Source organism: Legionella sp. PATHC032 (assembly GCF_026191185.1).
In the GTDB taxonomy this organism is placed as follows: Bacteria; Pseudomonadota; Gammaproteobacteria; order Legionellales; family Legionellaceae; genus Legionella.
This window is the reverse complement of record NZ_JAPHOV010000001.1, coordinates 887084-911901: the sequence shown is the minus strand read 5'-3', so window position 1 is coordinate 911901 and position 24818 is coordinate 887084. Positions and strand designations below refer to the sequence as shown.

Here is a 24818-nt window from a genome sequence, read left to right as displayed (position 1 = left end):
AAGCTCGGTCTTAAAATATCAGATTTGATTTAATTAAAACAGGAATTAAGCTGCGCCAATTGGGGTGGCGGCCGTCTCGCTTTGTAACCTCTCTTTTGTTTGCTCCTTTATCAACACTAAAAAAGGGATAAAAAACAAAGCGAAAATGATAGATAACTGATATAAACCGACCCAGCCGATATGCATTTGAATCGTTGCGGCTACTGGACCTGAAATGATTCTGGGTAAAGTCGATAATGCGACTAGCATTGAAAATTGTGTTCCAGTAAATTGTTTATTCACCAAACGCATAAACAAAGCAACCAATGCAGTGGAACCCATCCCTGCGACGAAATTATCTGAAAACACTGCGATTGCTAATAGCACAATATTTTTTCCTGACATTGCCAGTATGACAAAAAGGACATTGGTCAATGCTTGTAGTAAGCCAAAGAAAAATAATGCGCGATACAAGGAATATCGCATTAATAAAAAACCCGCCGTTAAACCACCTAACAAGATAGAAACTATTCCAAGCATCTTATTGATATAGCCAATAGTATCGAGGGAGAAACCCAAGCCTTGAATCAAAAACGGCATCACTATCCCGCTCGTTGTTGTAGTGAATGCTTCTCCCAATTTATAGCAAAATATAAATAATAAAAGATAAATAATCCCGGGACGGCTTAAAAGATCTTTAACTGGCGCAATAAATGAAATAAGAAAATTACTTTTTTTTTTTGTTTCAGTAGAGGGTTCCTTGCTGGTAAATATTGCCAACATGCCTATCGCCATTGCGAATCCCATAAAGCGATAAGTAAATGCCCAACCCAGTTTTTCTGCCATTACCAGCGCCAATCCACCAGATAATAAAAGAGCCAATCGATACCCAAACACAGCCAAAGACGCGCCCAATGCATATTCCTGAGGGGGAAGATATTCTGCTCTATGAGCATCAATTGCCACATCTTGTGTGGCTGAAAAACAAGCTAAAACTAAAGCTAAAAATGCCATCAACTTAGGATATTGAGATGGAATAAACCAAGCCATGAGATTAAAACCCAAAAGCAGCAGCACCTGCATAGTGAGAATCCAGCTTCGCCTTTTACCTAAATGAAATAAAGAATAGCGATCCAGAATGGGACCCCAGAAAATGCGATAAGCATAAGGCAGGCTGACTAAACTTAGAGCTCCAGTCGCAAGTACTGACATGCCATTATTAGCGTACCATGCTTGCAAGGTACTGCTGATTAATGCCATAGGTAACCCGGAAGAAAAACCTAAAATGAAAACAATAAACAGGCGCTTGTTCATTCCTTTGTTCACTCAGTATGAGTCACGGCCTTTAAAAGCAGACATATTCTAATTTCCTCAGCGGCGACGTTAGGCTGACACCTGTTATGAAGCTCAATATTCATTATAAAACAGCACCCCTCTCTCAATGAGAAGGATGCATTGTATATGACTTTAACTCACAAAAGCTTAAGATGATTTTTTCACTGAAATTAAGTGAATTTTGAATATTAAAGTTTCATTTGGGCCAATGGGTCCGCCAACGCTGCGTGGACCATATGCGAGACCTGAAGGAACATAAATTTCCCAGGTTGATCCTGCTGGCATCAATTGTAAAGCCTCTGTCCATCCTGGAATCACTTGTGAAACCTGAAAAGTGGCTGGCTTACCAGTTTTTTCGGTACTGTCAAAAACGGTACCATCAATCAGACGACCAGTATATTCGACAGTAACTGTATCCGATTTACCGGGTTTAACACCATTTCCAGCATTGATTACTTTGTATTGCAAACCGCTTGGTAATACAACAACACCTGGCTTGTTTTTGTTTTCAGTTAAAAAGGCTTCCCCTTTTACTTTATTTTCATCCGCCTTTTTATTGAATTCAGCAGTACGTTTTGCCATCAAATCTTTCTGAAACTTGTTAAGAACGTCTTTCATTTGCTGTTCGGTTAAAGCCAATTGAGCGCCACTCATAGCGTCTTGCATGCCTTTAGCCATTGCTTCCGGACTAACATCAATGCCTTGATTCTTAAAGTTCTTTCCCAAATCGGCACCAATGCTATAAGACAACTTATCCTTGTCTGTAGCTAATGATGTGGCATCGGTTGCAGCCATTGCTGTTGACATTGCAAGCCCCATAACAGCTGCAGTCACCAATTTCATCTTCATAAACAATCCCCTTTTAGTCTTACACTTAAGTTTTCATACTGCACAATAAATTGAGCAAAATAAAACAAAAACAAATCGCCCACTAATTCTGCCTAAATTTGCGTAAAATTACCAGTCATAAGCTATCATTTAATTATATAATGGACAAAAAGGTAATATCCTTCTACACTTGCCCCTAATATTGAACAAGAGATTTAAATGGCGATGAACATTAGTGTTTTTGATTTATTTTCTATAGGAATTGGACCTTCAAGCTCACACACAGTAGGCCCTATGTTAGCTGCCAATGCTTTTTTGCAATTGCTGGAACAAAAAAATCTGTTTGATAAAACTCAAAGAGTAAAAGTAGAACTTTATGGTTCTCTGGCGCTGACTGGCAAGGGGCATGGTACTGATAAAGCCATTTTAAATGGCCTTGAAAACAAAGCGCCAGAGACAGTTGATCCGGCCTCTATGATCCCAAGAATGCATGAAATCCTTAATTCTCATGTACTCAATTTGGCCGGCAAGAAAGAGATTTCTTTTCATGAAGCAACTGATTTTTTATTTTTACAAAAAGAATTATTACCCAAACACAGTAATGGGATGCGCTTTTCTGCTTTTGATGGAAACGCTAATCTACTGATTGAACAAGTCTATTACTCTATTGGCGGCGGTTTTATTACGACTGAAGAAGACTTTGATAAATCCACAGCCGATACCAATCCACCACCTTACCCTTTTGCAACAGCGACCGAATTATTGAAATTATGTAAAAAACACCATTTGACGATTGCTGAATTGATGTTGGTCAATGAAAAAACATGGAGAAGTACAGCAGAAATTCATAAAGGAATTCTTGATATTGCCAAAGTAATGGATGATTGTATTAACAACGGTTGCAAACATGATGGAACTCTACCTGGTGGCCTTAACTTAAAACGACGGGCACCTGATTTGTATAGAAAATTAATAGAACAAAAAGGCGTCAAAAGTATTTTTGAACAATCAGATATTATGAATCACCTGAATCTTTATGCCATGGCTGTCAATGAGGAAAACGCAGCAGGAGGACGAATTGTTACAGCCCCGACAAATGGTGCAGCCGGAATTATTCCTGCTGTTCTTAAATATTGTCAACAAGCTCACGACAGGATGAGTAATGAAGACATCTACACTTATTTTCTGACTGCTGCCGCTATTGGGATCCTTTATAAAAAAGGCGCTTCAATTTCTGGCGCTGAAGTAGGATGCCAAGGTGAAGTTGGAGTTGCCTCTTCTATGGCAGCTGCAGGTTTAACAGCAGTTCTTGGCGGTACTATCGAGCAAGTTGAAAATGCTGCGGAAATTGCCATGGAACACCATCTGGGAATGACTTGTGATCCAGTCTTGGGTCTGGTACAAATCCCCTGCATCGAAAGAAATGCCATGGGTGCCGTGAAAGCTGTTAATGCAACCCGAATGGCTCTTATAGGTGACGGCCAACATCAAATCTCTCTGGATAAGGTCATCAAAACGATGAAACAAACCGGCATGGATATGCAAAGCATCTATAAGGAAACATCCATGGGTGGATTGGCTGTTAACTTGCCTGAGTGTTAGTTATCTATAACCTATCTCCGCTCCCTCACGGTCGCAGCTCGGATGATTAAATCAAATGGTAATTAAAACTGAGCCGCGACCGTGAGGCGGATAACAAATTATCTAATTAAAAAACAAAATAAATAAATGGTTTCACAGGCGAAAACATAAAAATTAAAACGGTAAAAATTGAAAGCGAATAGAGCCATTTTTTAATCCAGAATGGCTGGAGAGCTGACAAGATTTTCGTTTCAATTGATTTAAAAGTCGGCCCTATAAAGCATAGGACGAACATTCCCACGAGATAAAACAATGAATCGGTATAAGCCGAAGCACGTTGATTCATTACAAATTCCCGCACAAATCCGGGAATATCATACATCTTGATGAGAATAGTGAATGCTTGTTCAAATGAAGTGGATCTAAATATCACCCAACCTATCACGACGAATGAATAAGTCATTATAATTGAACCAATCTTCATCAATTGATTTTCAGTTTGTAAATTTCTTTTAATGCAATAAAACCGGAAAACATGATAAATAGCTAATAGAGAACCATGATATATGCCCCAAATCGCATAATTCCAGGAAGCGCCATGCCATAAACCAGCAATAAACATAGTAATTAGTAAATTATTCACCGTTTGATACAAACGACCTCTATTGCCCCCTAAAGGAATATATAAGTAATCCCGAATCCATAAGGACAAAGTGATATGCCAACGCTGCCAGAATTCACTGATGTTGCGCGCATTATAAGGATGATTAAAATTAACAGGTAATTTGATATTAAAAAATAATGATACGCCCCGTGCAATGTGGGTGTATCCAAGAAAATCAAAATAAATCTGTATAGTGAAGGCAATACTGGCTAACCAGGATTCCAAATGACTGATTGTCTGATACTTATCAAACAAAGGATCTGAGATAGAAGCCATTGAATCGGCTATGATCAGTTTGAAAATAAAACCATAAAGTAATAACTGAAATCCCTCTTTTAAACGCGAAGTTTCAGGTAATTCCATTTTCTTCTCATATTGAGCGTGCAGTTCTTTATAACGAACAATCGGTCCTGAAATCAGATGCGGGAAATACATAATATAAAAATTGTAGTTCAACCAGCTACTTGCCGGTTTTTCCCCTCTATAGATATCTACAATGTAACTGATCGCCTCAAAAGTATAAAAAGAAACACCGAGAGGCAAAATAATATGCATAGGATTTAACAAAAGATGGGTAGCCCCTAAACTAAAGCCAATAGCATCAATGCTGGAAATAAAAAAATTCATGTATTTGAAATAAATCAGAATGGAGCAATTAACCAAAATAGATAAAGTCAAATAGAGCTTTTTATGAGTTTTGGAATGGCTTTTATAGATTTTTTTCCCCAGATAGTAATCAACTGAGGTTGAAAACAAGATGACGCTGATTAAGGGCATACTCCAGGTACCGTAAAAAAAATAGCTGCAAAGCAAAATAAAATATTTCCGATAATAGGGAGACATCATCATAAAGACAATGACCGTAATAACTAAAAAAACAACGAACTGAAAAGTGACAAAATTCATGCTTTGTTCTCATTATTGTTTTTTAGGTATTGAAACAATTCCTGATCCAAATACCCATCAGGTCCTACAAATTGTTTCTTGATAATTTTTTGCGCTAGCAATGTGGTTATCTTTACAGCACCATAGATATTAGGATGTACTGGATCCTGGAAATAAACAGGATCCTGACATTCCTCAAATAAATTAATAAAAGCGATATTTTTCCTTAGAGCATAATGTTCAAGCGCACTGGCTATAGTGCTATTAGATGGCAAGTTGAATTCATCATATACCTTACGAGTTACTGGATGATAAACTGGCGCCAAAACTAAAATCACTTTAATTGAATTGTTATTCAGATCATCAATGATACTGTCTAATCCATCGGTACCCAAATTAAAATTGGCAAACACATGTCTGTATTCATATCTTAAAAATTCAAGCATTCTGGGTGTATTCACTGTTTGTTCAGTAAGACTCCCAAAATTAGGTGAAAAACCCTGTTTTGAAACTGCAGGATATTTAATGAATAAATTATCAACACGTAAGCGCTGAGTGTGCAATAGGGCTTGTAAACTATTATTTAGTTGTTGATGATAATAACGGATTAAACGAAAAAAATAAGAATATTCCGCAATTTTACAATACATTTTTGAGGCTATTGTTGGTTTGTCCACTACAAAACAACGAGTATAATAATCTAACGAGTTATTATCTTGATATGCTGGCTCTATAATGTGGTCATTACTATCATGGGCAAGATTATTCAAATTAAGATTGTGAACAGAAACATTCATAATCACAAAATCTGGTTTGACATTCCTTTTCAATAAATATCTTAAGTGTGCCCGATGATGGAGAATTCCTGAACCTTCTACTCCTATATTATACACTTCATAAGATTTGGAAAAATTTTTCGTTAACAGAGAAGAAAAAAGTTCGGGATAAAAACTTCTGGCAATAATGGAATCACCAATAGCAACGATGCCTTGTCTGATGGAGTCACTCACAATCATTTTCTGATCGTTTCTAATGTTCTCACCAAAAGGTGCTGTACTTGTAGATGCTATCCATCTTGAAAAAGATTCGAGAAACAGAAAAACCAGGCATAAGATGAATATACCAAGCAAACCCTGTTTTAGAAGTTTTGTTCTGTAGCTTTTTTCGCAATGGGTATCAGACATAAATAATAGAACGTAATTGCACAATATTTGAATTTGCGCAGAATAAACCTATTCAATCCTGATGTATAGTAATAAAAGCTATAAAAAAACGGAAGGGATAATTTAGTTTGGTTTAAACGTAATCCGCTCCCTCACGGTCGCGGCTCAGATGATTAAATTGAATTATAGCCAAAACCGAGCCGCGACCATAAGAGAGCGGATAGCTCAAATTTCAACACTCAATACTCTATTTTTATTTTCAAATACAGCCATCGGTGAACCTTGTTCATAGACAACATATTGAATCGTCGCTTCGATTTCTTCTTTGCTCCAAAGATAACGTGTACTTCCATGACGAGTCCATCTGTTCTTTCTATCACCATCCAGTCTTGCTTTATTTAAATCACGCGATGCGTATGCTTTTACTGTATTCATCACTTGTTCAGGAGATCGTTGGGCATGAATAACAAGATGTACATGATTAGATCTGACATGAGCAGCCAGTAACACCCATTGACAATATCTACACACTTCACAAATCGCTTGCAAAACAATGTTACGTTTTAATTCATCGAGAGAATAAGGTGTTTCCAGCATGAGTTTTTTTACCTGATATACCCGCATTGGATCATAAGGGATAAATTCAGTTCCTGGTATATTATTGTAGTGATCAACTGAAGTTGATTTGCCTCCATGTAACCATGTTCCATAACATGTAAAGGTAATAAAATAGGCGAGTGGGATCACTGATTCAGATATCATTATTCAACCATTTCCATTTGGTTTAGGACTTGTTTATGGAATAAAAGAATACCACACTAACTAATTATTTTTGAAATAAATTTTGTTATGGAAAATTGGTAAAACATCCAAATTTTTCCGCTCCCTCACGGTCGCAGCTCGGATGATTAATCAGATTATTAAATTGAATTATGATTAAAGCCGAGCCACGACCATAAGGAAGCGGATTAAATTGAATTATTGTCAAAACCGAGCCGCGACCGTAAGGAAGCGGATTAAATTGAATTATTGTCAAAACCGAGCCACGACCGTAAGGGAGTGGATTAAATTGAATTATTGTCAAAACCGAGCCACGACCGTGAGGGAGCGGATTAAATGAAATTATGGCTAAAACCGAGCCACGACCGTGAGGGAGCGGATTAAATGAAATTATGGCTAAAACCGAGCCGCGACCGTGAGGGAGCGGAGATTGTTATATTAAGAATTATTAACTATAGACCAAGCTTCCAGCGGATTAGTAGTAAAAAACAAATCGCTCAGTGCATAACCTACTACACAAACCAATTGTCCATTAATGTAAATCAATGGAACTCGATCCCTTACCCACGGAGGGACTTGCCATTCCTGAAATAATTTTTTTAGATTTTTGGTTTGTCCATGCCAATAAAACTCTTCGCCCCCCTTCCTGAATCGAATTTCTATTTGCGCATCTTTTGGGACCCTGAATCCCTCTTTTGCCTTTACTGCAGACAAATCAATATTGGCATCTGGATACATTAAAGAAACTGGAAAGTGTCGCCATTCAATAACTTTTGGTAAATTGCCCTTGTCTGCTTTAAGCAGATAAAGATGTTGTTTAAAACGACGTATTTGTATTTGCCCCCAACTCACTGTTGGCATGGCATCGAGCTTTGCAAAAATTATTTCATAAATGATACGATGAAACGTCTTCGACGATGGCAATTGAATTCGATTTTTTTTTAGCCAAAACTTTAAAACATTGGTAATACGCTCAAACTCAAGTCCTTTTAACGGTTCAATGAGTAGATGATCAGTAGCGTTTAGCAAATCAGGACAATCCTTTATAGCCAATGCATCAAGATTTGCTTTTGCCTGCTGACAATGAGTTGCGGCTCGAGAAATATTACCTACTACTCCTGGCCACTTTTCAACTAATAATGGCATTACCCGGTGACGCAGATAATTGCGAGAATATTTTATATCATGATTGCTTTCGTCTTCTATCCATTTTAATCCATGAATACGGGCATAATGCTCTAATTCCCCCCTCGGCCAGGTCAAAAACGGTCTTGCTAATTGTCCTGTACCCAAGTTACTGCATTCCTGCATGGCTGCCAACCCATCAATTCCTGCCCCACGAAACAGTTGCAAAAGAACTGTTTCAGCCTGGTCATCCAGATGATGACCCAAAACCAGGCAATCATTATCCTCTAATAAAGAGGAAAAAAAATCATACCTCGCATTACGTGCTGCTTCTTCAACATTTGCAGTACGATCAAATTCAATCGCTTTGGCAATAAAAGCAATACCTAAATCCAGGCACAATTGCTCGCAATGCCTTTGCCAATTTAGAGAATTTCTACTAATTCCATGGTTAATATGCACAGCCAAAAGTTGTTCACATAAGGAAGGAGATGAGGCAAGAACATGTAGGAGTACTGTAGAGTCCAAGCCACCACTGAACCCTACTAGCAACTTCTTGAATTTTTTAAGGCGAGCTACCCATTCGGGACTTAGTAAAGGCCTAGTCACAAGCACCCATTGCCATAAATTTTTGATACCTTAACTCAATTAATTGATCCAGAGGCACCTTTTTCAAAGCCTGGAGTTCACTCGTTAATAATCTCTTCAAGCGACTTGCCATCTCATCAACGTCTCGGTGTGCGCCCCCCAAAGGCTCAGGAACTACCATATCAACCAATTCATTTTCGAATATTCTGTCTGCAGTAATCCCCATAGCTCGCGCGGCTTCACTCGCTTTGGAAGCGTCTTTCCAAAGGATTGAGGCGCACCCCTCAGGAGAAATGACTGAATAAATGCTGAATTGCAGCATAATAATCTTATCACCGACCCCAATCGCCAAGGCACCACCTGAACCGGCTTCTCCTGTAACAATACAGACAATTGGTGTTTTAATGCGAGACATAGCAAAAAGATTCCGTGCAATGGCTTCTGATTGGTTACGTTCTTCAGCACCTATGCCAGGATAAGCTCCAGCTGTATCAATAAATGTGACGACAGGCATTTTGAATTTTTCAGCCATTCTCATCAAACGCAGCGCTTTTCTGTATTCTTCAGGTCTTGCCATACCAAAATTTCTGTATACTTTTTCCTTGGTACGTTTACCTTTTTGATGACCAAGCACCATGACAGGCTCCCCGTTTAATCGCGCCATGCCTCCGATAATGGCAGGGGCTGAAGAATAACTGCGATCACCATGCAACTCCTGAAAATCAGTAAAAATTCGCTCAATATAGTCAGTAGTCTGTGGCCTTAAAGGATGTCTGGCCATCTGAGCGATTTGCCATGGTTCGAGCCTGGAGAATATATTCTCTGTTAACTCGGAGCATTTAGCTTCAAGTCGAGCTATTTCTTCACTTAAATTAACTTCATTATCACTGCCAACCATACGCAGTGCTTCAATTTTTTGATTCAACTCTTCAATCGGTTGTTCAAAGTCCAAAAATTGTCGGGTCATTGATTACTCTTTGGTGAATTAAACATCTTTGGTATATGATACTCTTAACCGTTAATTGATGCCAGATTTCAGATACAACAGATGATAATTACAGGATTTACTCCATTAAACACACAAAACTGCATTTTAAATGAGTCACGTATTGATCTTTGGCAGTTCTCATTAGACTATGAATTGCATAGCGCCTATCAGTTATTGAATACTGATGAACGTTCCCGTGCGGATCGCTTTTATTTTAATCGCCACAAAAGACGCTTTACCAACGCCAGAGCGACTTTAAGAATTATCCTGGCTCGATACCTTAATTCGCCCCCTGAACGATTGGAATTTACTTACAATAATCATGGCAAGCCCAATGTGATTAACTCGCAAAAATTGCAATTTAACATCAGTCATACAGGTGAAATGGCTATGTTGGCAGTAGGTAAAACCTATCCGATCGGGGTGGATATTGAAAGATATTCAGCCCGGCCTTATGAAGGGATAGGTAAAAATTTGTTTTCAGAGCAAGAATACCAGGAACTGAAAAAAGCACCTCAATCACTCAAACCGGCCTTATTTTTTCATATATGGGCGCAAAAGGAAGCATTCATCAAAGCCAGTGGTTTAGGTCTCTCCTATCCAACCAAAGAATTTCATGTTCCCACCAATTTCCCTACAAAACAATTGGTTGACGATCCCTTGCATAATATGACCTGGCAATTACGCTCATTCATGCCTGAAGTATGCTGCAGTGGGGCTTTATGCTACCACCCTTCTGTTAGAGAAATTCGTCATGGGATCGTCCAGCTTCAACAAAATATTAGTTTAAAATTTTAAATCATGTTCCAATTTAATCCATCTCAACATACTTTAATGCAAATACTGGGTGATGGGACATGCCATAGTGGGAGCGAATTAGGAAACGCATTAAAAATCAGTCGCTCAGCCGTATGGAAACAAATCAATCAGCTTAATGATTTAGGCATACCTATTATCCGCCTAGCACATCAAGGATACCAATTGGCAAAGCCTTTAATCCTGTTGGACTCCGATCAAATCAGCAAAAAATTACACAGCACAGGATTCCGCCAACCTTTTAAACTGCATTTATTTACATCAATTGACTCAACCAACCGATACCTGAAAGACCTCCCCTCAAGCTCAGCAGTCGAAATTTGCTGTACCGAAATGCAAACTCAAGGAAGGGGGCGCTTTGGACGACACTGGCACTCTCCTTTTGGAGAGAATATTTACTGCTCTACCAGATGGAGTTTTAATTGTGATCTTTCTCGACTCTCTGGTTTAAGTCTTGTTTCAAGTTTGGCCTTGATAGCCTTTTTAAATACCTTAAGCAATTCAAAAGATATCAAAATCAAATGGCCCAATGACATACTCTGGGGTAACAAAAAATTGTGCGGGAGTCTTATTGAAATCATAGCAGAATCCAATAGTAGTGCACAAGTCATCATTGGAATAGGCCTAAATGTCAATACAGATACAGAACATCATCCTTTACCAGATAAACCATGGTGTTCTTTGTATGAAATCTATAAACAACAATACAATCGTAATTTTTTAATTGCCAGCCTTATTGTTCACCTGGAACAATATTTAAATAAGTTTATGAACGCTGATCTTGATATTTTTATGAGTGAATGGAATGCCGTTGATTATCTGGCAGGAAAATACATTACCGTTTCACAATCTTCAGGCCTCCTATCAGGAATTGCTTGTGGCGTGAATCCTTCAGGACAATTGATGTTAAAAGATGACAAAGGAATCTGTCATTATCTTTCATCAGGCGATACTTCACTGCAAACTGGTAAGAGCCAATAAGCTACATTGAAAATATGGTATAAGAAAGGATTTAAGGTTCGTCCCGAGTATTTTTAAGTACTCGGAACTGGATGAGCTGCGTGGAAATCGATTTATACTGCTTGTTCCGAATCATCAGATTCTTTTTCTTGTTGTATGCGCAAATAAATTTCTTCACGATGAACAGAAACATCTTTTGGAGCATTAATCCCCAAGCGAACTTGATTGCCTTTTACACCTAAAACAGTAATATTGACATCATCACCTATGATTAATGTTTCACCTATACGCCGAGTCAAAATCAACATGACTAAAATCTCCCTAACATAGCAGCTACCTACTTCTCCATAGAACGCTTCCATGGTGTTCTTGGCAACTACAATATGAACAAATTTTAAGCAAAATTTATTGCTTGGATCACATTGTACACTCTGATTATTAACGGAATATTAAGTAACAAATAAATTTGCGTTTAATTTTTGCAAAAATGAATTGAAAAATTAATAAATTCCTTGTCATAAATTCATCATAAAACCGTTCAACATCCCCTAATATCAAAAACTCTCAATTATAAATAAACCGGGCTCAAAAAGAAAAACAAGTTTATTTTCCTGCAATAAACTCAAACAATATAAAAATACGTATTTAAAATCAAATAGATACGATATTAAAAGAATGAATTTACAGTGAAATTCGGAAAACTTCCAGTTTATTAATTCAAATAATGAGCCAGCTAATAAAATTCCATTTTTAAAATCATTCGCTATTTACACAGCAACAAGGGCTATTGAGCTACCAATGAATAAATAAAACATACTACCGTTTAAACGAAAGCATTAATTTCTTGCTCAGTTAGTCCGTTATTCAAATTGGCAGGGACTGCAAAATGCATGTTTTTAGGAAAAGACAAATTCAGATTACCCATCATTTCAACATACTCTTGCCTGGATTTTACTTGCAATCTGGGATTATATTTTTTTTCCTGCCCAATAGTACTGTAATGTTTCTGGTTATAATCATGCCCCGGATAAACCTTCATAAAATCAGGCAATTTTAGAAGCTTATTAAACAGACTATCGTACTGTTCGCCAGCACTGCCATTTTGAAAATCGGTGCGGCCTGTGGCGTTAATTAATAAAGTATCGCCAGTAAATACTTTGTCCTCCAGTATGAAAGAATAGGAGTCTGGAGTATGACCTGGAGTATGCATCGCTCTTATTTTAATATTCCCAAAATTGAGAATTTCATTATCACAGAATTTAAGTTGCACAAATTTAGCCTCTGTCTCAATGCCCATCATGGATTGACAATCAGTTAAATGAGCTAATGGACCAGACCCGGTAATATGATCAGCATGCAGGTGGGTATCTATAGCGGCAACCAAATTTAATCCCAACTCGTTAATCAAGTTAATATAACCTGGAACATGGGATTTTACTGGATCAATGATTATTGCGTGCTTGCTATCAGGAGAACCTATGAGGTAGGTATAAGTACAAGAATCCTGATCAAATAACTGATGAAAAATCATTGAATCTCCACACTAACCATAAAAAAACAATTACTTGAAAAAACTGATGAAAATAATCAGGAGCAATATGATTAAATCAGTATACTTTATGTGGCAATTTATGGAAACTTAAATTATGATTTGCCTTTTAATTCCATTAAAACAGGGATCATGTTATTCAATTCGTATTTGTTTTTATTTGTTTATTTACCTATTGCCCTAATTGGAAGCTATTTTCTCATTCATTACTTTAAATCAGGCGTCACTCCATGGTTATTAATCTTTTCTTTAATTTTTTATGGTTGGTGGAACCCGAACTATCTTATTTTGTTGGTCGCCTCGATAAGTTTTAATTATTTAATCAGTAAGTTAATTATTAAAAATGAACAAGTATTCCACAAAAAAACTTTTTTAATTCTTGGAATAGCCTGTAACCTTGGAGCACTTTTTTATTTCAAGTACATGAATTTTTTTATACAGAATTTCAATACAGTTGCCCATACTAACTTTAATTACTTAAACATTATTTTACCTCTGGGCATCTCCTTTTTCACGTTTACACAGATAGCCTATTTGGTTGACACTTATCAGGGAAAAGTAAAGGAATTTAATTTTATTAACTATTCATTATTTGTTACCTATTTTCCACATTTAATAGCAGGCCCAATCATTCATCATTCCGATGTCATGCCTCAATTTAAAAAAATTGTAGCGATAAAACAGTTCCCCTTCATACGCTACTTTATAATAGGATTATCTATATTTATAATCGGTTTATTTAAGAAAGTTTGTTTGGCAGATACCATTGCCCCCAAAGTCAATTATATTTTTGATTTGCCAGGGAAAGGTTATGATCTTTCTTTTGTAGACGCCTGGATTGGTGCCATTGGCTATACCTTGCAACTCTACTTTGATTTTTCAGGTTATTCCGAGATGGCAATAGGCCTCAGCTATATGCTAGGGATTAAATTACCAGTAAATTTTAACTCTCCTTATAAAGCAATCAATATCATTGATTTTTGGCGAAGATGGCATATGAGTTTATCCCGTTTTTTCAGAGATTATTTGTATATACCTCTTGGTGGAGGAAGACGAGGGGCCTTTCGTAAATACCTGAATTTATTCATTGTAATGGTTATCGTTGGGTTTTGGCATGGTGCAGGGTGGACGTTCATTTTATGGGGAACTTATCATGGTAGCTTACTTATTTTGAATCATGGGTGGCATGCATGCAAAAACAAGCTTTCAGAAAGCTTCCATTTTAAAATAAACTCAAAAGTAACTTTACAAATATTGCGATACCTTTCTATTGCCTTCACATTCTTTCTTGTAGTCCTTGGATGGGTGTTATTTCGTGCCGACAATTTCGCTACCGTCGAAAATTTTTATAAAGGTATGTTTCATATCAATCATTATTTCTACAGTACAGCTGGATTGCTTACTTTATTAAATTATATCTTCTTTGGGTTATTTCTATTAGCAGGCCTGGCAATTTGCTCTATCCTGCCAAATACTATTGAAATTATGAAAAAGACCAATGCTATACTAGATAATCCAGCTAAAAATACTTCTGGTCCAGCTATAAGCTCACTTACAGATAAACTTTTGTGGGTTCCTAGTATCTGGTACGGTTTTGGTTTAGGAGCATTAACTTATTTCGCAATAACCACTATTTCTCAAACACCTAGTACTTTCCTATATTTCAATTTTTAACTTAGTGATAGAACGAAATGATTCAAAAAATTTATTACAAATATATTATCACAATAGTTATTGGATTAGTTTTTACTCACTTACTTTGGAGCTATTTTCTTGGAGGATTGACTTCCTATTTTTATAGTGGAAATTTAATTAATGTTAGAAATTTTATTGATACGGAGCGATATCCTCTTATCAATGCATATTTGAACCAAAAATTAAAATCACCCAAAAAACCTGTCATTCTGGTGTTTGGCTCATCATTTTCTTATGGATATGATTTGCTAGCTAATAAAGCTTACACTCATTATATGGCTAAATACTTTCCAAACCATACTATTCTAAATGCTTCCCAAATTGGGTCAAGTGGTGAAGACATCTTAACTAATATTAATTATTTAAAAGCTACAAATATACATTTAGATACCTTGATAATAGAAATAAATTTATTTAATTTTACTTCTTCAAAAAGTATAGTAGCAGCAGACACAAGCCCAAAACGCTGGTTTGATTATATAAATAATTCATATAGCCAGTTTTATTTACTACACCCACACGGAATCAACCTACTGACCAATTTAGAATTGAATAGAATATTTAACCCCGGTAAAAAAATTGAAAACTTATATTCTTTTAGTCCCTTTCCAGATAGTTTCTCTGAAAAATACAGCGATTTTAAAAAAAAATTGCCTATGTACGAGACTTTCCTCAATTCTTTATTTTCATCTGCTTCATCTGTTGCTGACCATGTCTATTTTTTTGTTTCCCCAATCTATAAAAATGGTATAAAACAAACTCAATTTAAAGTATCTGATATTCAGAATGAACTGGATGATATTTTTCAAATATGTAAGAAATTTCCCAAAATTCATTGCCTGACACCCAGTTTTAACTATTCAAAAAATAACTTTATGAACCTCTCACATTTTAACGAGCAAGGACACCGTGTATTAGCCAAATGGTTATCAAACCAAATAGCTAAAACTCATAAACAACAATTAAAAATGGGAGAATCAAATAAGCAATTAACCTAAAAGACTCACCAATTTATAATTAATATACTTTCACATGAAAAAATTCTAATAATTGGTGTGAGGCCGACATACATTTCAAGGGAAATCTCTCATAGTGATTATAACAAAATGATTCAAAGAATTTATTACAAATACATTATCACAATTGTTGTTGGATTAGTTTTTACCCACTTATTTTGGAGTTATTTTCTTGGGGGATTGACTTCCTATTTTTATAATAAAAATTTAATCAATGTTAGAAACTTTGAACCTAAAGAACAATTTTTCCTTATTCAAGCTTATTTGAATCAAAAATTAAAGTCGTCCGGCAAACCCATCATGCTAGTGCTTGGCTCATCATTTTCTTATGGATATAACCTACTTGCTAAAGAAACTTATACTTACTTCATGACCAATTATTTTCCAAATTATACTGTTCTCAATGCTTCACGAATTGGAGAAAGCGGTCAAGACACCCTGACTCATATCAATTATTTAAAAGATCACAAGTTACATATAGATTCCTTGATAATAGAAATCAATCTATTTAATTTTACCTCAACTTCCTCATATTACACTGCTCAAGATACAAACAAGCCCTGGTTTGATTTTATTAATACCTCGTATAGTCGTTTTTATTTGCTTCATCCGCGTGGAATTAATCTACTTATCAACCTAGAATTGAACAGAATATATGCCCCTGATAAAAAGATGGAATATCAATATTCATTTCTACCTTTTCCTGATAGTTTTTCAGAGAAATACACCAACTTTAAAAGAAAATTGCCTAATTACACAGCTTTCCTCAATTCTTTATTTTCATCTGCTTCATCTGTTGCTGACCATGTCTATTTTTTTGTTTCCCCAATCTATAAAAATGGTATAAAACAAACTCAATTTAAAGTATCTGATATTCAGAATGAACTGGATGATATTTTTCAAATATGTAAGAAATTTCCCAAAATTCATTGCCTGACACCCAGTTTTAACTATTCAAAAAATAACTTTATGAACCTCTCACATTTTAACGAGCAAGGACACCGTGTATTAGCCAAATGGTTATCAGAGCAAATATCTAAAACGCAGAATCAACAAATAACAACTGTGGAATTAAACAAACAAGTCAGCTAAAATGCTAACCTATTTATAACTAATTAAAATACTCTATCATGAAAAAAATAGTAATCATTGGTGCAGGTCAACTTGGCAGCAGACATTTACAATCACTTAATTTACTTAATCAAGAAATAGAAATAGACGTTATTGATTCCAGTCTTGAGTCACTTGAAACAGCAAAAAACCGCTTTGATGCCACTATCCAAAATGTAAAACATAAAATTAATTATTCACAAAGCTTAACCAATCATCAAACAATAGACATAGCGATTATTGCCAGCACGGCAAACAGCCGCAGAACTATCATAGAAAATTTATTAAATAAAACAGAAGTGAGACATCTGGTTCTTGAAAAGTTATTATTTACCCAAGAGCAAGATTATTACAATATTGCTAAACAATTATCTTCAAAAGATACGAAAGTCTGGGTTAACTGCACTATGAGAATGATGCCGTATTATCAGCATTTAAATACTGCATTTAAAAATGAAGTAGTCCAATACCATGTCAATGGAAGTCAATATGGTCTGGTCACGAATGCAATCCATTATCTTGATCATTTAGCCTATATCACCGGAAGCGACCAATTCGAGATTGATACCCGATATCTTGATAAGCAAATTATACCGAGTAAAAGAAATGGCTATTTTGAGTTAACCGGAGCTTTAGTCGCTCGATTTGAAAATGGGAGTACTGCCTTTTTACATTGTGACAAGTGCGGCATGGCGCCTATTCAAATTGAAATTTACAACCATAAACTACGAGTAATTTCCAGAGAGTGGGAACAAAAAGCATGGCAGACCAGCCTGGAAAAGGACTGGAAATGGGAAGAGGTCAATGCACCTATACCTTACCAAAGCATGCTTACTGCTGAGCTAGTCACTACCCTGCTAGAAACTGGCAGTTGCAACCTGACAAGTTATGAAATTTCCATGCAGCATCATTTGCAACTATTAGGCCCCTTAAAGGAATTTTTATTAGAAAACAAATTAAATAGCGAGATGGATTATCCATTTACCTAGTTCCTTGCCTATGGTCTATGGAGTGTGATTCTATCCGCTCCCTTACGGTTGCGGCTCGGATTGCTGTTAAAAAAGAACCACGATCATAACCGAGCCGCGACCGTAAGGGAGCAGATAATGCTGACAAAAACTTGTATGATATTAATGAATGAATTAATCATAATATGAATAAACCAACCTTAATCAGTATTGATCATATTAATCAATTAATACCTGCTATTGCTGCATATCGACATAATAAAATAATAAACAAGTCCACGTTAAAGCCGTTGATAATTCTTACCAAACCACATATTCCATTTAATTCCCTTAAAATCTCACATATTCAAGCATTAATCAGTAATGAACCTAACTCAATTGTTTTATCGGGTTACTCTCTATTCAAACACCCCAAATTCATCACTTACTTACCAGTAAGATTACGAGCAAAACTATTACGCCGTAAACTAAAAAAATATGAATTTGATGAGCTTTTCTTTTCCCATGACATCAGTAGTGATTTTTGGAACCAGGCATTGATGCATGCTTTTCCCCATGCGAAATGTATATGTTATGGTGATGCCTTGGGATTAGTCTATACTCAAACCTATTTCTCTCGATTTATGTACCAAATTATTAATAAAAATGGAATTATACTGCACAATATACTTGCGAGATTAAAAAGAAAATTAATCTACCCGAGAAAAAAATATCAATTGCAGGCTCAACAGGCTATATTGGCTATACCTTGTGATCCTGGGAAAGATTTTTTAACCCAATGCGATTTCTCTATTATTCCCAAAGGTGATTTAAAAAAATGTGTTGCTGATCTTGCTAATTGTATCCCTGACTTTAAGACCCATATGCAAGACTTAATTAAAAATAGCCCAAATCCATGCTATCTGCTTATGCTCAGCAATTTTACAGAGTCCAAATTAACCACGATAGATAATGAAATAGCACTTTATAAAGACATTCTATCAAAATACGCTACTGTAGGCAGTACTGTTATTTTAAAACCCCATCCCGCACATGACCCGGATTTATTTTCATTAATCATTAATACTCTAAAAGAAAATTACAATATAAAGGTAATAGACCAGGAATATTATCATCTACCTATTGAATTAGCCGAAAGTTTAGTACAAGGTTGTGAAGTGTTATCCGTATCGTATTCCTCTATTTCTCTTCCATACCTCTATGATAAACAGGTAAATCATGTGCTGACACAAGAGCTTGTGAATAAATATTTTTTAATTCAAAAAATGAGTTGGTTTATAGAAAGCAATAATTTATACATCAGTATGATCAATGCTCTCCCAAATTGGAAACAGGATCGTGAGTTACTTATTTAACAATAATATGGATCACTCTATTAATATTGGAGTCATCATTATTAACTATAACTCTGGGAAATATCTGTTAAAAGCAGTGCAAGCACTAGCTGATCAAACCTATAAACCTTCTCAGGTTATCATTTTTGACAACGCAAGCCATGAAGACATCCCCCAAGAGATTGTTAGTCTGAATTTATCCTTAACAATCATTAAACATGACAAAAATCTTGGGTTTGCGTCTGGTAATAACCGCGCGATGGAATATTTATCCCCCGAAATCAATTGGATTGCATTACTTAATCCTGATGCCTATCCCCATAAAGAATGGCTTGAGGAAATGGTAAATACCATTCGTGAATATCCACAATTTGCTTTCCTGGGCTCAAAATTAATTTGTGAGCAAGAACCCCATTTATTGGATGGCACCGGAGATTGCTATCATATCAGCGGAAAAGCCTGGCGTAGAAATCACAGGAAGCCACTTCATCAGGATCCCGGCAGTATTTCAGAGATATTTTCTCCCTGTGCTGCAGCAGCCCTATACAGACGGGATGCATACCATGACGTAAAGGGATTTGATGAGCATTATTTTTGCTATTATGAAGACATCGACCTTGCTTTTCGCTTATGGCTTTCTGGTTATAAAGGCGCTTATGTTCCTAAAGCCATTGTTGAACATACCGGTTCTGCAACAACAAAAAGGCATAGCGATTTTTATACCTATCATGGGCATCGCAACCTGGTTTGGACTTACTTTAAAAATATGCCTATTTTCCTATTAGTTCTAAGTTTCCCGCTACATCTCTTATTAAATATCGTTACCATTCTGTTATTTATTTTCAGAGGACAGACATCAACGATTTTAAAATCAAAAATTGACGCAATGAAAGGTTTGCAAAGGGTTTTAAGACAACGCAAAATAATCCAAAAATCGCGAAAAATAAATACCATCCATCTGCTCAAAATCCTGAATAAAGGTTTACCATGGTAAAAAATTTAGTCACAGTCGTTATAGTTAATTACAATTCAGGCGAAATGTTGCTGAAATGTATACAACAAGTATTGGCTAGTACCGTCCCAGTAAAAATAATTGTTTCCGATAACGCCTCATCTGATGATAGCTTGCACCTGTTAACTGTCGCATACCGGGATAATCCAAATATTCATATTCATAAAAACCATGCCAATCTTGGTTTTTCAGCAGCCAATAATGCTGTATATCCTATGATAGAAACACCCTTCATACTCTATTTAAATCCAGATTGTTTTATTGACGAGAACACCATTGAGCATCTGCTTCAAGTGATGAATAATTACCCGGACGCAGGAATGGCAGGTTGTCTCGTAACCAATCCGGATGGAACAGAACAAGCAGGATGCAGAGGACTTACACCAAGCCCCGCCCGAGTATTTAATCAAATGTGCAAATTAGGAAAAATATTTCCAGACAATCCCAAGTTTTCAGGCTACTTGCTCTCTGATAAGCCCTTGCCAGATCATCCCGTAGAGGTAGAATTGATTTCGGGCTCCTGTATGTTTGTTAGAAAAAAAACTATAGATGATATAGGTCTTCTTGACGCAAAATACTTTCTTTATTGCGAAGATTACGATTGGTTTTATAGAGTGATTCAAGGAGGATGGAAAATTATTTTTACCCCTCAAACAAAAGTTACCCATATAAAAAGCTATAGCACTCAACAAATTCCTATTAGAGTCCTAGGGTATAAAGCAAAAGGAATGTGGAGATATCATAATAAGTTTTTTAAAAATGACTCTTCTTTTTTTAGCACCTTGTTGGTAAGAGTTGGAATACTCAGTCGCCTGTTTGTTTTAAGCAATATATGTTTATCAAAAAAATTATGGGTAATCATTAACAAATCTATAAAACTCTATGCAAAAGAATAAAATAAAAATATGAAAAGCCCATTATTGCTTTAAAATTTCTGCGAGATTATAATTCGACCAATAAAAAAATAACAAATGATTTTATAATGATAAATAACAAAAGGATTGTTGCCTTTATACCAGTGCGAGGAGGAAGTAAATCCATTATCAATAAAAACCTCGCCCTACTTGGTGGAAAACCTTTAGTTGCCTGGCCTATTGAAGTAGCTTCAGAAGTTCCTGAAATCGATGAAATTATAGTATCAACGGATGATCAAAATATTGCAAATACTGCTAAATCCTATAATGTTACTATCCAGCACAGACCGGATTATCTAGCTACAGACACAGCATTAGTCGCTGATGCAATTCGATATTGTCGGACAGTTCTGTCTTCTGAAAACAATCTACCTGATTACATGATATTGCTAGAAGCAACATCCCCTTTTCGGACTAAAGAAATCATACAAAAATGCCTTTACCGCTTAGTTCATGAAGAACTGGATTCCATTGCTACTTTTAATGAATCTGAAATAAATCCGCATAGGATTTGGTCTGTTGAAAATGGCCAACCCGAGCCTTTTATTAAAGGTGCTATACCATGGATTTCAAGACAAAATTTACCAAAGGCTTATCAGTTAAATGGAGTTGTTTATGCGTTTAGCCTAAAGACCTTTCCTAATGAAGGACCGAATGTCCTTTTTGGAAAAATGGGTGCAGAAATTCTAGATGGAAATTCTGTAATTGATATTGATACAAAAAAAGATTTGGTGATTGCAAATGTCTTATTCGAAACCAGAAACAGCACCGAGATTAACTGACCTTTTTTCACTACATGGTAAAACCGCTTTAGTGATAGGAGGAGCAGGGTTATTAGGCAGTGAAATAACTCATGCCTTTGCTGAACAGGGAGCTAATGTTATCATCGCTAGTCGTAGTTTGGAAAAATGTCAAAATTATACTAATTATCTAACTGAAAATTTTAAAAATAGCATTTTCACCCCCCTATCCGTAGATATTTCTAATCCTGAATCTATAGATCTATTCATGCATACAGTTAATGAGTTATTTCCTGATGGACTGGATATTCTAGTTAATTGTGGCTGGTCAGGTCGAAAAAATACTTTTGAATCCATTTCTGATGAGGACTGGAATCTGGATATAGAAATATGTCTAAATGGAGTATTCAGGACTATCAAACGAGCTTATCCTCTTTTAAAGAAGAAAAAGGGGAATATTCTTAACATAGCATCTATGTATGGACATGTTGCGCCTGATTATAGGTTATACGATAGTGAGCGATTTGCTAATCCCCCAAGCTACGGAGCCGCTAAAGCAGGTTTAATTCAACTCACCAAATATTTGGCAAGCTTTTTATCACCCCACAAAATCAGGGTCAATGCCATAAGCCCCGGCCCATTTCCATTTGAAAGTACTCAAAAAGAAAATCCTGATTTTATTCAACGTCTAAACAGCAAAAACCCACTTAATAGGATTGGGCAACCTCATGAATTAAAAGGTGCCGCAATATTATTATGTTCAGAGGCAGGATCTTATATAACAGGTCAAAACATATGCGTTGATGGTGGCTGGGGTGTATGGTGATGAAAGCGGGTATTTTAGGATACAGTGAAGGAAACGGTCACCCTTTTTCTTTCTCCGCTATTATTAATGGATATGATCCTGATGCCTTTATTGCAGCGGGCTGGCCTGTTATTCTAAATTATCTGGAAAAACAGCCTAGAGATGCTTTTGATTTTCATGATCTGCAAGTTACTTGTGCATGGACCCAAGACAAAAACTTAACCCGACAATTATGTGCAGCAAGTAAAATTACATATGCACTTGATGATTATGAAGAGATGATAGGCAAAATAGATCTGGTCTTCATAGCCAGAGATGATTATCAAACTCACTACAAAATGGCCAAGCCCTTCCTCGAACATGGTATACCTGTTTTTATTGACAAGCCACTGACCTTAAATACTGATGAATTAAATTATTTTGAAAAATATTTAAATAATGGCTTGCTCATGAGCACTTCTGGAATGCGATATGCTCAAGAGTTAGACCTGTTAAGAAATAACGATTTGGATCTTGGAGATTTAAAATTAATAGAAGGTGTTGTTTTAAATCATTTGGAAAAATATGGAATTCATCTTATTGATGCAATTAATGGTTTAGGACTGGGAAAAGTAATTTCTGCAATGCGTCTACCTACATTATTCGAATCATATAATCTCACACTGGAAAATAACATTGTATTTAACTTGTCGTGCTTGGGGGCTGTCGGAAAAACTTTTCATTTATCATTTTATGGCACCAATGGTCACTGTCATTATAATCTGCATGATAATTTTACAGCATTTAAACGCACCATTAAAAATATGCAACTAATGGTTGAGAAAAAAAGACCTGTTATACCACCGCATGAAACAATAAATACCATGCATTTAATAACGCAATTGTCTTCATTAAAACCTATGGAGCAAATTACTTTTAATAATAAATAATTAAGGAAAGCGAGTGTTTGATCTTACAAATAAAACTGCAATTATCACGGGTGGAGCTGGAATTCTTGGTAAAGGTTTTAGTCGAGAGCTCGCAAAAAATGGTGCTAAAGTCGCGGTAACTGATGTTTGCTATGAAAAGGCTGAGCAAGTATGCCTATCAATTCTAAATGAATACCCAGATGCCAGGGTTATACCTTTGAGATGTGATGTCACTGATAAAGCGAATATTGCTCATATGGTTGAAACGGTAAAGACTCAATTCAATTCTATTGATATACTTTTAAATAATGCAGCCAGTAAGACAAATGATTTATATCAATTCTTTGCCCCTTTTGAAGAATATAGTTTAGAGACCTGGCGAAAAGTAATGGAAGTCAATTTGGACGGAATGTTTCTTGTAGCTCAAGCAGTGAGTCGAGAAATGATCTCTCAGAACACCGGTGGGAGTATCATTCAGACAAGCTCTATTTATGGTGTTGTTGCACCAGATCAAGGTATCTATAAGGGCTCAGAATACTTGGGGGTAGAAATCAACACTCCAGCTGTTTATTCTGTATCAAAAGGAGCAGTTCTAAGCCTGACTAAATATCTGGCAACTTATTTGGCTAAATACAACATTCGTGTTAATACCCTAACTCCCGGCGGTATTGAAAGTGGGCAAAATGATGTTTTTATTAAAAATTATTCAAGTAAAGTACCTTTAGGAAGAATGGGAAAGTTTCACGAGTTACTAGGTGCATTGGTTTTCCTTGCTTCAGATGCTTCATCTTATGTGACAGGACAAAACATCATAGTAGACGGAGGATTTACCTGTTGGTAAATAATAACTCTGGTTTTTAATCAACATTTTCCATTCATTATTGCGGGTATTCTTTTAATATTTGCACGGAAGCAAGCACCAAATTGCTTGTTATAGTTATCCTAAAAAACCGAATATAATGTTAGCTTAAAGGATGATAGGAGCAAAAATATTTTAAAATCCAAAAGCAAATGATCAATTTGCATCGATAATTTAATTCCAAGTTTATTATATTGTATAATGATGTCTTTATTT

The 24818-nt window shown here is 36.0% G+C and carries 23 protein-coding genes; 14 read left to right on the top strand and 9 right to left on the bottom strand.

Going from position 1 to position 24818, the window contains the following annotated elements:
• Window positions 1–45: 45 nt before the first annotated feature.
• Window positions 46–1293 (bottom strand): AmpG family muropeptide MFS transporter, encoded by a 1248-nt coding sequence (locus OQJ02_RS04140; RefSeq protein WP_265717995.1) that lies wholly within the window; start codon window positions 1291–1293, stop codon window positions 46–48.
• 168 nt (window positions 1294–1461) lie between these two features.
• A complete protein-coding gene (mip, locus tag OQJ02_RS04135; protein WP_061504390.1) occupies window positions 1462–2163 on the bottom strand; it encodes a macrophage infectivity potentiator Mip in 702 nt (233 codons plus the stop codon).
• A 204-nt stretch (window positions 2164–2367) separates the two neighbouring features.
• Between mip and OQJ02_RS04130 the strand changes: the two genes are divergently transcribed.
• Window positions 2368–3744: an L-serine ammonia-lyase gene (locus OQJ02_RS04130; RefSeq protein ID WP_265719794.1), complete on the top strand. Its 1377-nt coding sequence runs from the start codon at window positions 2368–2370 to the stop codon at window positions 3742–3744.
• 106 nt (window positions 3745–3850) lie between these two features.
• On the opposite strand, the gene OQJ02_RS04125 is transcribed toward OQJ02_RS04130, so the two are convergent.
• From OQJ02_RS04125 to OQJ02_RS04105, 5 genes are all read right to left on the bottom strand, one after another.
• Window positions 3851–5293, bottom strand: a complete 1443-nt coding sequence (locus OQJ02_RS04125; RefSeq protein WP_265717994.1) for an MBOAT family O-acyltransferase — start codon at window positions 5291–5293, stop codon at window positions 3851–3853.
• Complete coding sequence (locus OQJ02_RS04120) at window positions 5290–6456, bottom strand: DUF1574 family protein (protein ID WP_265717993.1); 1167 nt, start codon at window positions 6454–6456, stop codon at window positions 5290–5292. The genes OQJ02_RS04125 and OQJ02_RS04120 overlap by 4 nt, the downstream gene beginning before the upstream one ends.
• A 204-nt stretch (window positions 6457–6660) precedes the next feature.
• Window positions 6661–7197 (bottom strand): transposase, encoded by a 537-nt coding sequence (locus tag OQJ02_RS04115; RefSeq protein WP_265717992.1) that lies wholly within the window; start codon window positions 7195–7197, stop codon window positions 6661–6663.
• Window positions 7198–7653: 456 nt separating this feature from the next.
• Window positions 7654–8949: a tRNA lysidine(34) synthetase TilS gene (gene tilS, locus OQJ02_RS04110; RefSeq protein ID WP_265717991.1), complete on the bottom strand. Its 1296-nt coding sequence runs from the start codon at window positions 8947–8949 to the stop codon at window positions 7654–7656.
• On the bottom strand, window positions 8942–9895 hold the full coding sequence (locus OQJ02_RS04105; protein WP_265717990.1) for an acetyl-CoA carboxylase carboxyltransferase subunit alpha: 954 nt from the start codon (window positions 9893–9895) through the stop codon (window positions 8942–8944). Before OQJ02_RS04105 ends, tilS begins: the two co-directional genes overlap by 8 nt.
• Window positions 9896–9976: 81 nt before the next feature.
• Between OQJ02_RS04105 and OQJ02_RS04100 the strand changes: the two genes are divergently transcribed.
• Both OQJ02_RS04100 and OQJ02_RS04095 read left to right on the top strand, forming a co-directional pair.
• A complete protein-coding gene (locus OQJ02_RS04100; protein ID WP_265717989.1) occupies window positions 9977–10714 on the top strand; it encodes a 4'-phosphopantetheinyl transferase family protein in 738 nt (245 codons plus the stop codon).
• Window positions 10715–10717: 3 nt separating this feature from the next.
• Window positions 10718–11713 carry a biotin--[acetyl-CoA-carboxylase] ligase gene (locus OQJ02_RS04095; protein ID WP_265717988.1) on the top strand — a complete coding sequence of 332 codons (996 nt, stop codon included), beginning with the start codon at window positions 10718–10720 and terminating at the stop codon, window positions 11711–11713.
• 92 nt (window positions 11714–11805) lie between these two features.
• On the opposite strand, the gene csrA is transcribed toward OQJ02_RS04095, so the two are convergent.
• Window positions 11806–12000 carry a carbon storage regulator CsrA gene (gene csrA / locus OQJ02_RS04090; protein ID WP_011213314.1) on the bottom strand — a complete coding sequence of 65 codons (195 nt, stop codon included), beginning with the start codon at window positions 11998–12000 and terminating at the stop codon, window positions 11806–11808.
• A 515-nt stretch (window positions 12001–12515) separates the two neighbouring features.
• Window positions 12516–13223 carry an MBL fold metallo-hydrolase gene (locus OQJ02_RS04085; RefSeq protein ID WP_265717987.1) on the bottom strand — a complete coding sequence of 236 codons (708 nt, stop codon included), beginning with the start codon at window positions 13221–13223 and terminating at the stop codon, window positions 12516–12518.
• A gap of 150 nt (window positions 13224–13373) precedes the next feature.
• On the opposite strand from OQJ02_RS04085, the gene OQJ02_RS04080 reads away from it, so the two are divergent.
• From OQJ02_RS04080 to OQJ02_RS04030, 11 genes are all read left to right on the top strand, one after another.
• Window positions 13374–14915, top strand: a complete 1542-nt coding sequence (locus OQJ02_RS04080) for an MBOAT family O-acyltransferase (RefSeq protein WP_265717986.1) — start codon at window positions 13374–13376, stop codon at window positions 14913–14915.
• Between the two features lie 17 nt (window positions 14916–14932).
• Entirely contained in the window at window positions 14933–15934 is a 1002-nt protein-coding gene (locus OQJ02_RS04075; protein ID WP_265717985.1) for a hypothetical protein, read from the top strand.
• Between the two features lie 108 nt (window positions 15935–16042).
• The gene (locus OQJ02_RS04070) at window positions 16043–17044 is read left to right on the top strand and encodes a hypothetical protein (RefSeq protein ID WP_265717984.1); all 1002 of its coding nucleotides are present in this window, start codon (window positions 16043–16045) and stop codon (window positions 17042–17044) included.
• A gap of 38 nt (window positions 17045–17082) precedes the next feature.
• Entirely contained in the window at window positions 17083–18051 is a 969-nt protein-coding gene (locus OQJ02_RS04065; protein ID WP_265717983.1) for a Gfo/Idh/MocA family oxidoreductase, read from the top strand.
• A 164-nt stretch (window positions 18052–18215) separates the two neighbouring features.
• A complete protein-coding gene (locus OQJ02_RS04060) occupies window positions 18216–19385 on the top strand; it encodes a polysialyltransferase family glycosyltransferase (RefSeq protein WP_265717982.1) in 1170 nt (389 codons plus the stop codon).
• Window positions 19369–20358, top strand: a complete 990-nt coding sequence (locus OQJ02_RS04055) for a glycosyltransferase family 2 protein (protein ID WP_265717981.1) — start codon at window positions 19369–19371, stop codon at window positions 20356–20358. The genes OQJ02_RS04060 and OQJ02_RS04055 overlap by 17 nt, the downstream gene beginning before the upstream one ends.
• A complete protein-coding gene (locus OQJ02_RS04050) occupies window positions 20352–21272 on the top strand; it encodes a glycosyltransferase family 2 protein (protein WP_265717980.1) in 921 nt (306 codons plus the stop codon). Before OQJ02_RS04055 ends, OQJ02_RS04050 begins: the two co-directional genes overlap by 7 nt.
• A gap of 86 nt (window positions 21273–21358) precedes the next feature.
• A complete protein-coding gene (locus OQJ02_RS04045; RefSeq protein WP_265717979.1) occupies window positions 21359–22072 on the top strand; it encodes a cytidylyltransferase domain-containing protein in 714 nt (237 codons plus the stop codon).
• Complete coding sequence (locus OQJ02_RS04040) at window positions 22032–22856, top strand: SDR family NAD(P)-dependent oxidoreductase (RefSeq protein WP_265717978.1); 825 nt, start codon at window positions 22032–22034, stop codon at window positions 22854–22856. The genes OQJ02_RS04045 and OQJ02_RS04040 overlap by 41 nt, the downstream gene beginning before the upstream one ends.
• Window positions 22856–23764, top strand: coding sequence for a Gfo/Idh/MocA family oxidoreductase (locus tag OQJ02_RS04035; RefSeq protein WP_265717977.1), 909 nt, complete (start codon window positions 22856–22858; stop codon window positions 23762–23764). The genes OQJ02_RS04040 and OQJ02_RS04035 overlap by 1 nt, the downstream gene beginning before the upstream one ends.
• Window positions 23765–23777: 13 nt before the next feature.
• The gene (locus OQJ02_RS04030; RefSeq protein ID WP_265717976.1) at window positions 23778–24584 is read left to right on the top strand and encodes an SDR family oxidoreductase; all 807 of its coding nucleotides are present in this window, start codon (window positions 23778–23780) and stop codon (window positions 24582–24584) included.
• Window positions 24585–24818 lie beyond the last annotated feature (234 nt).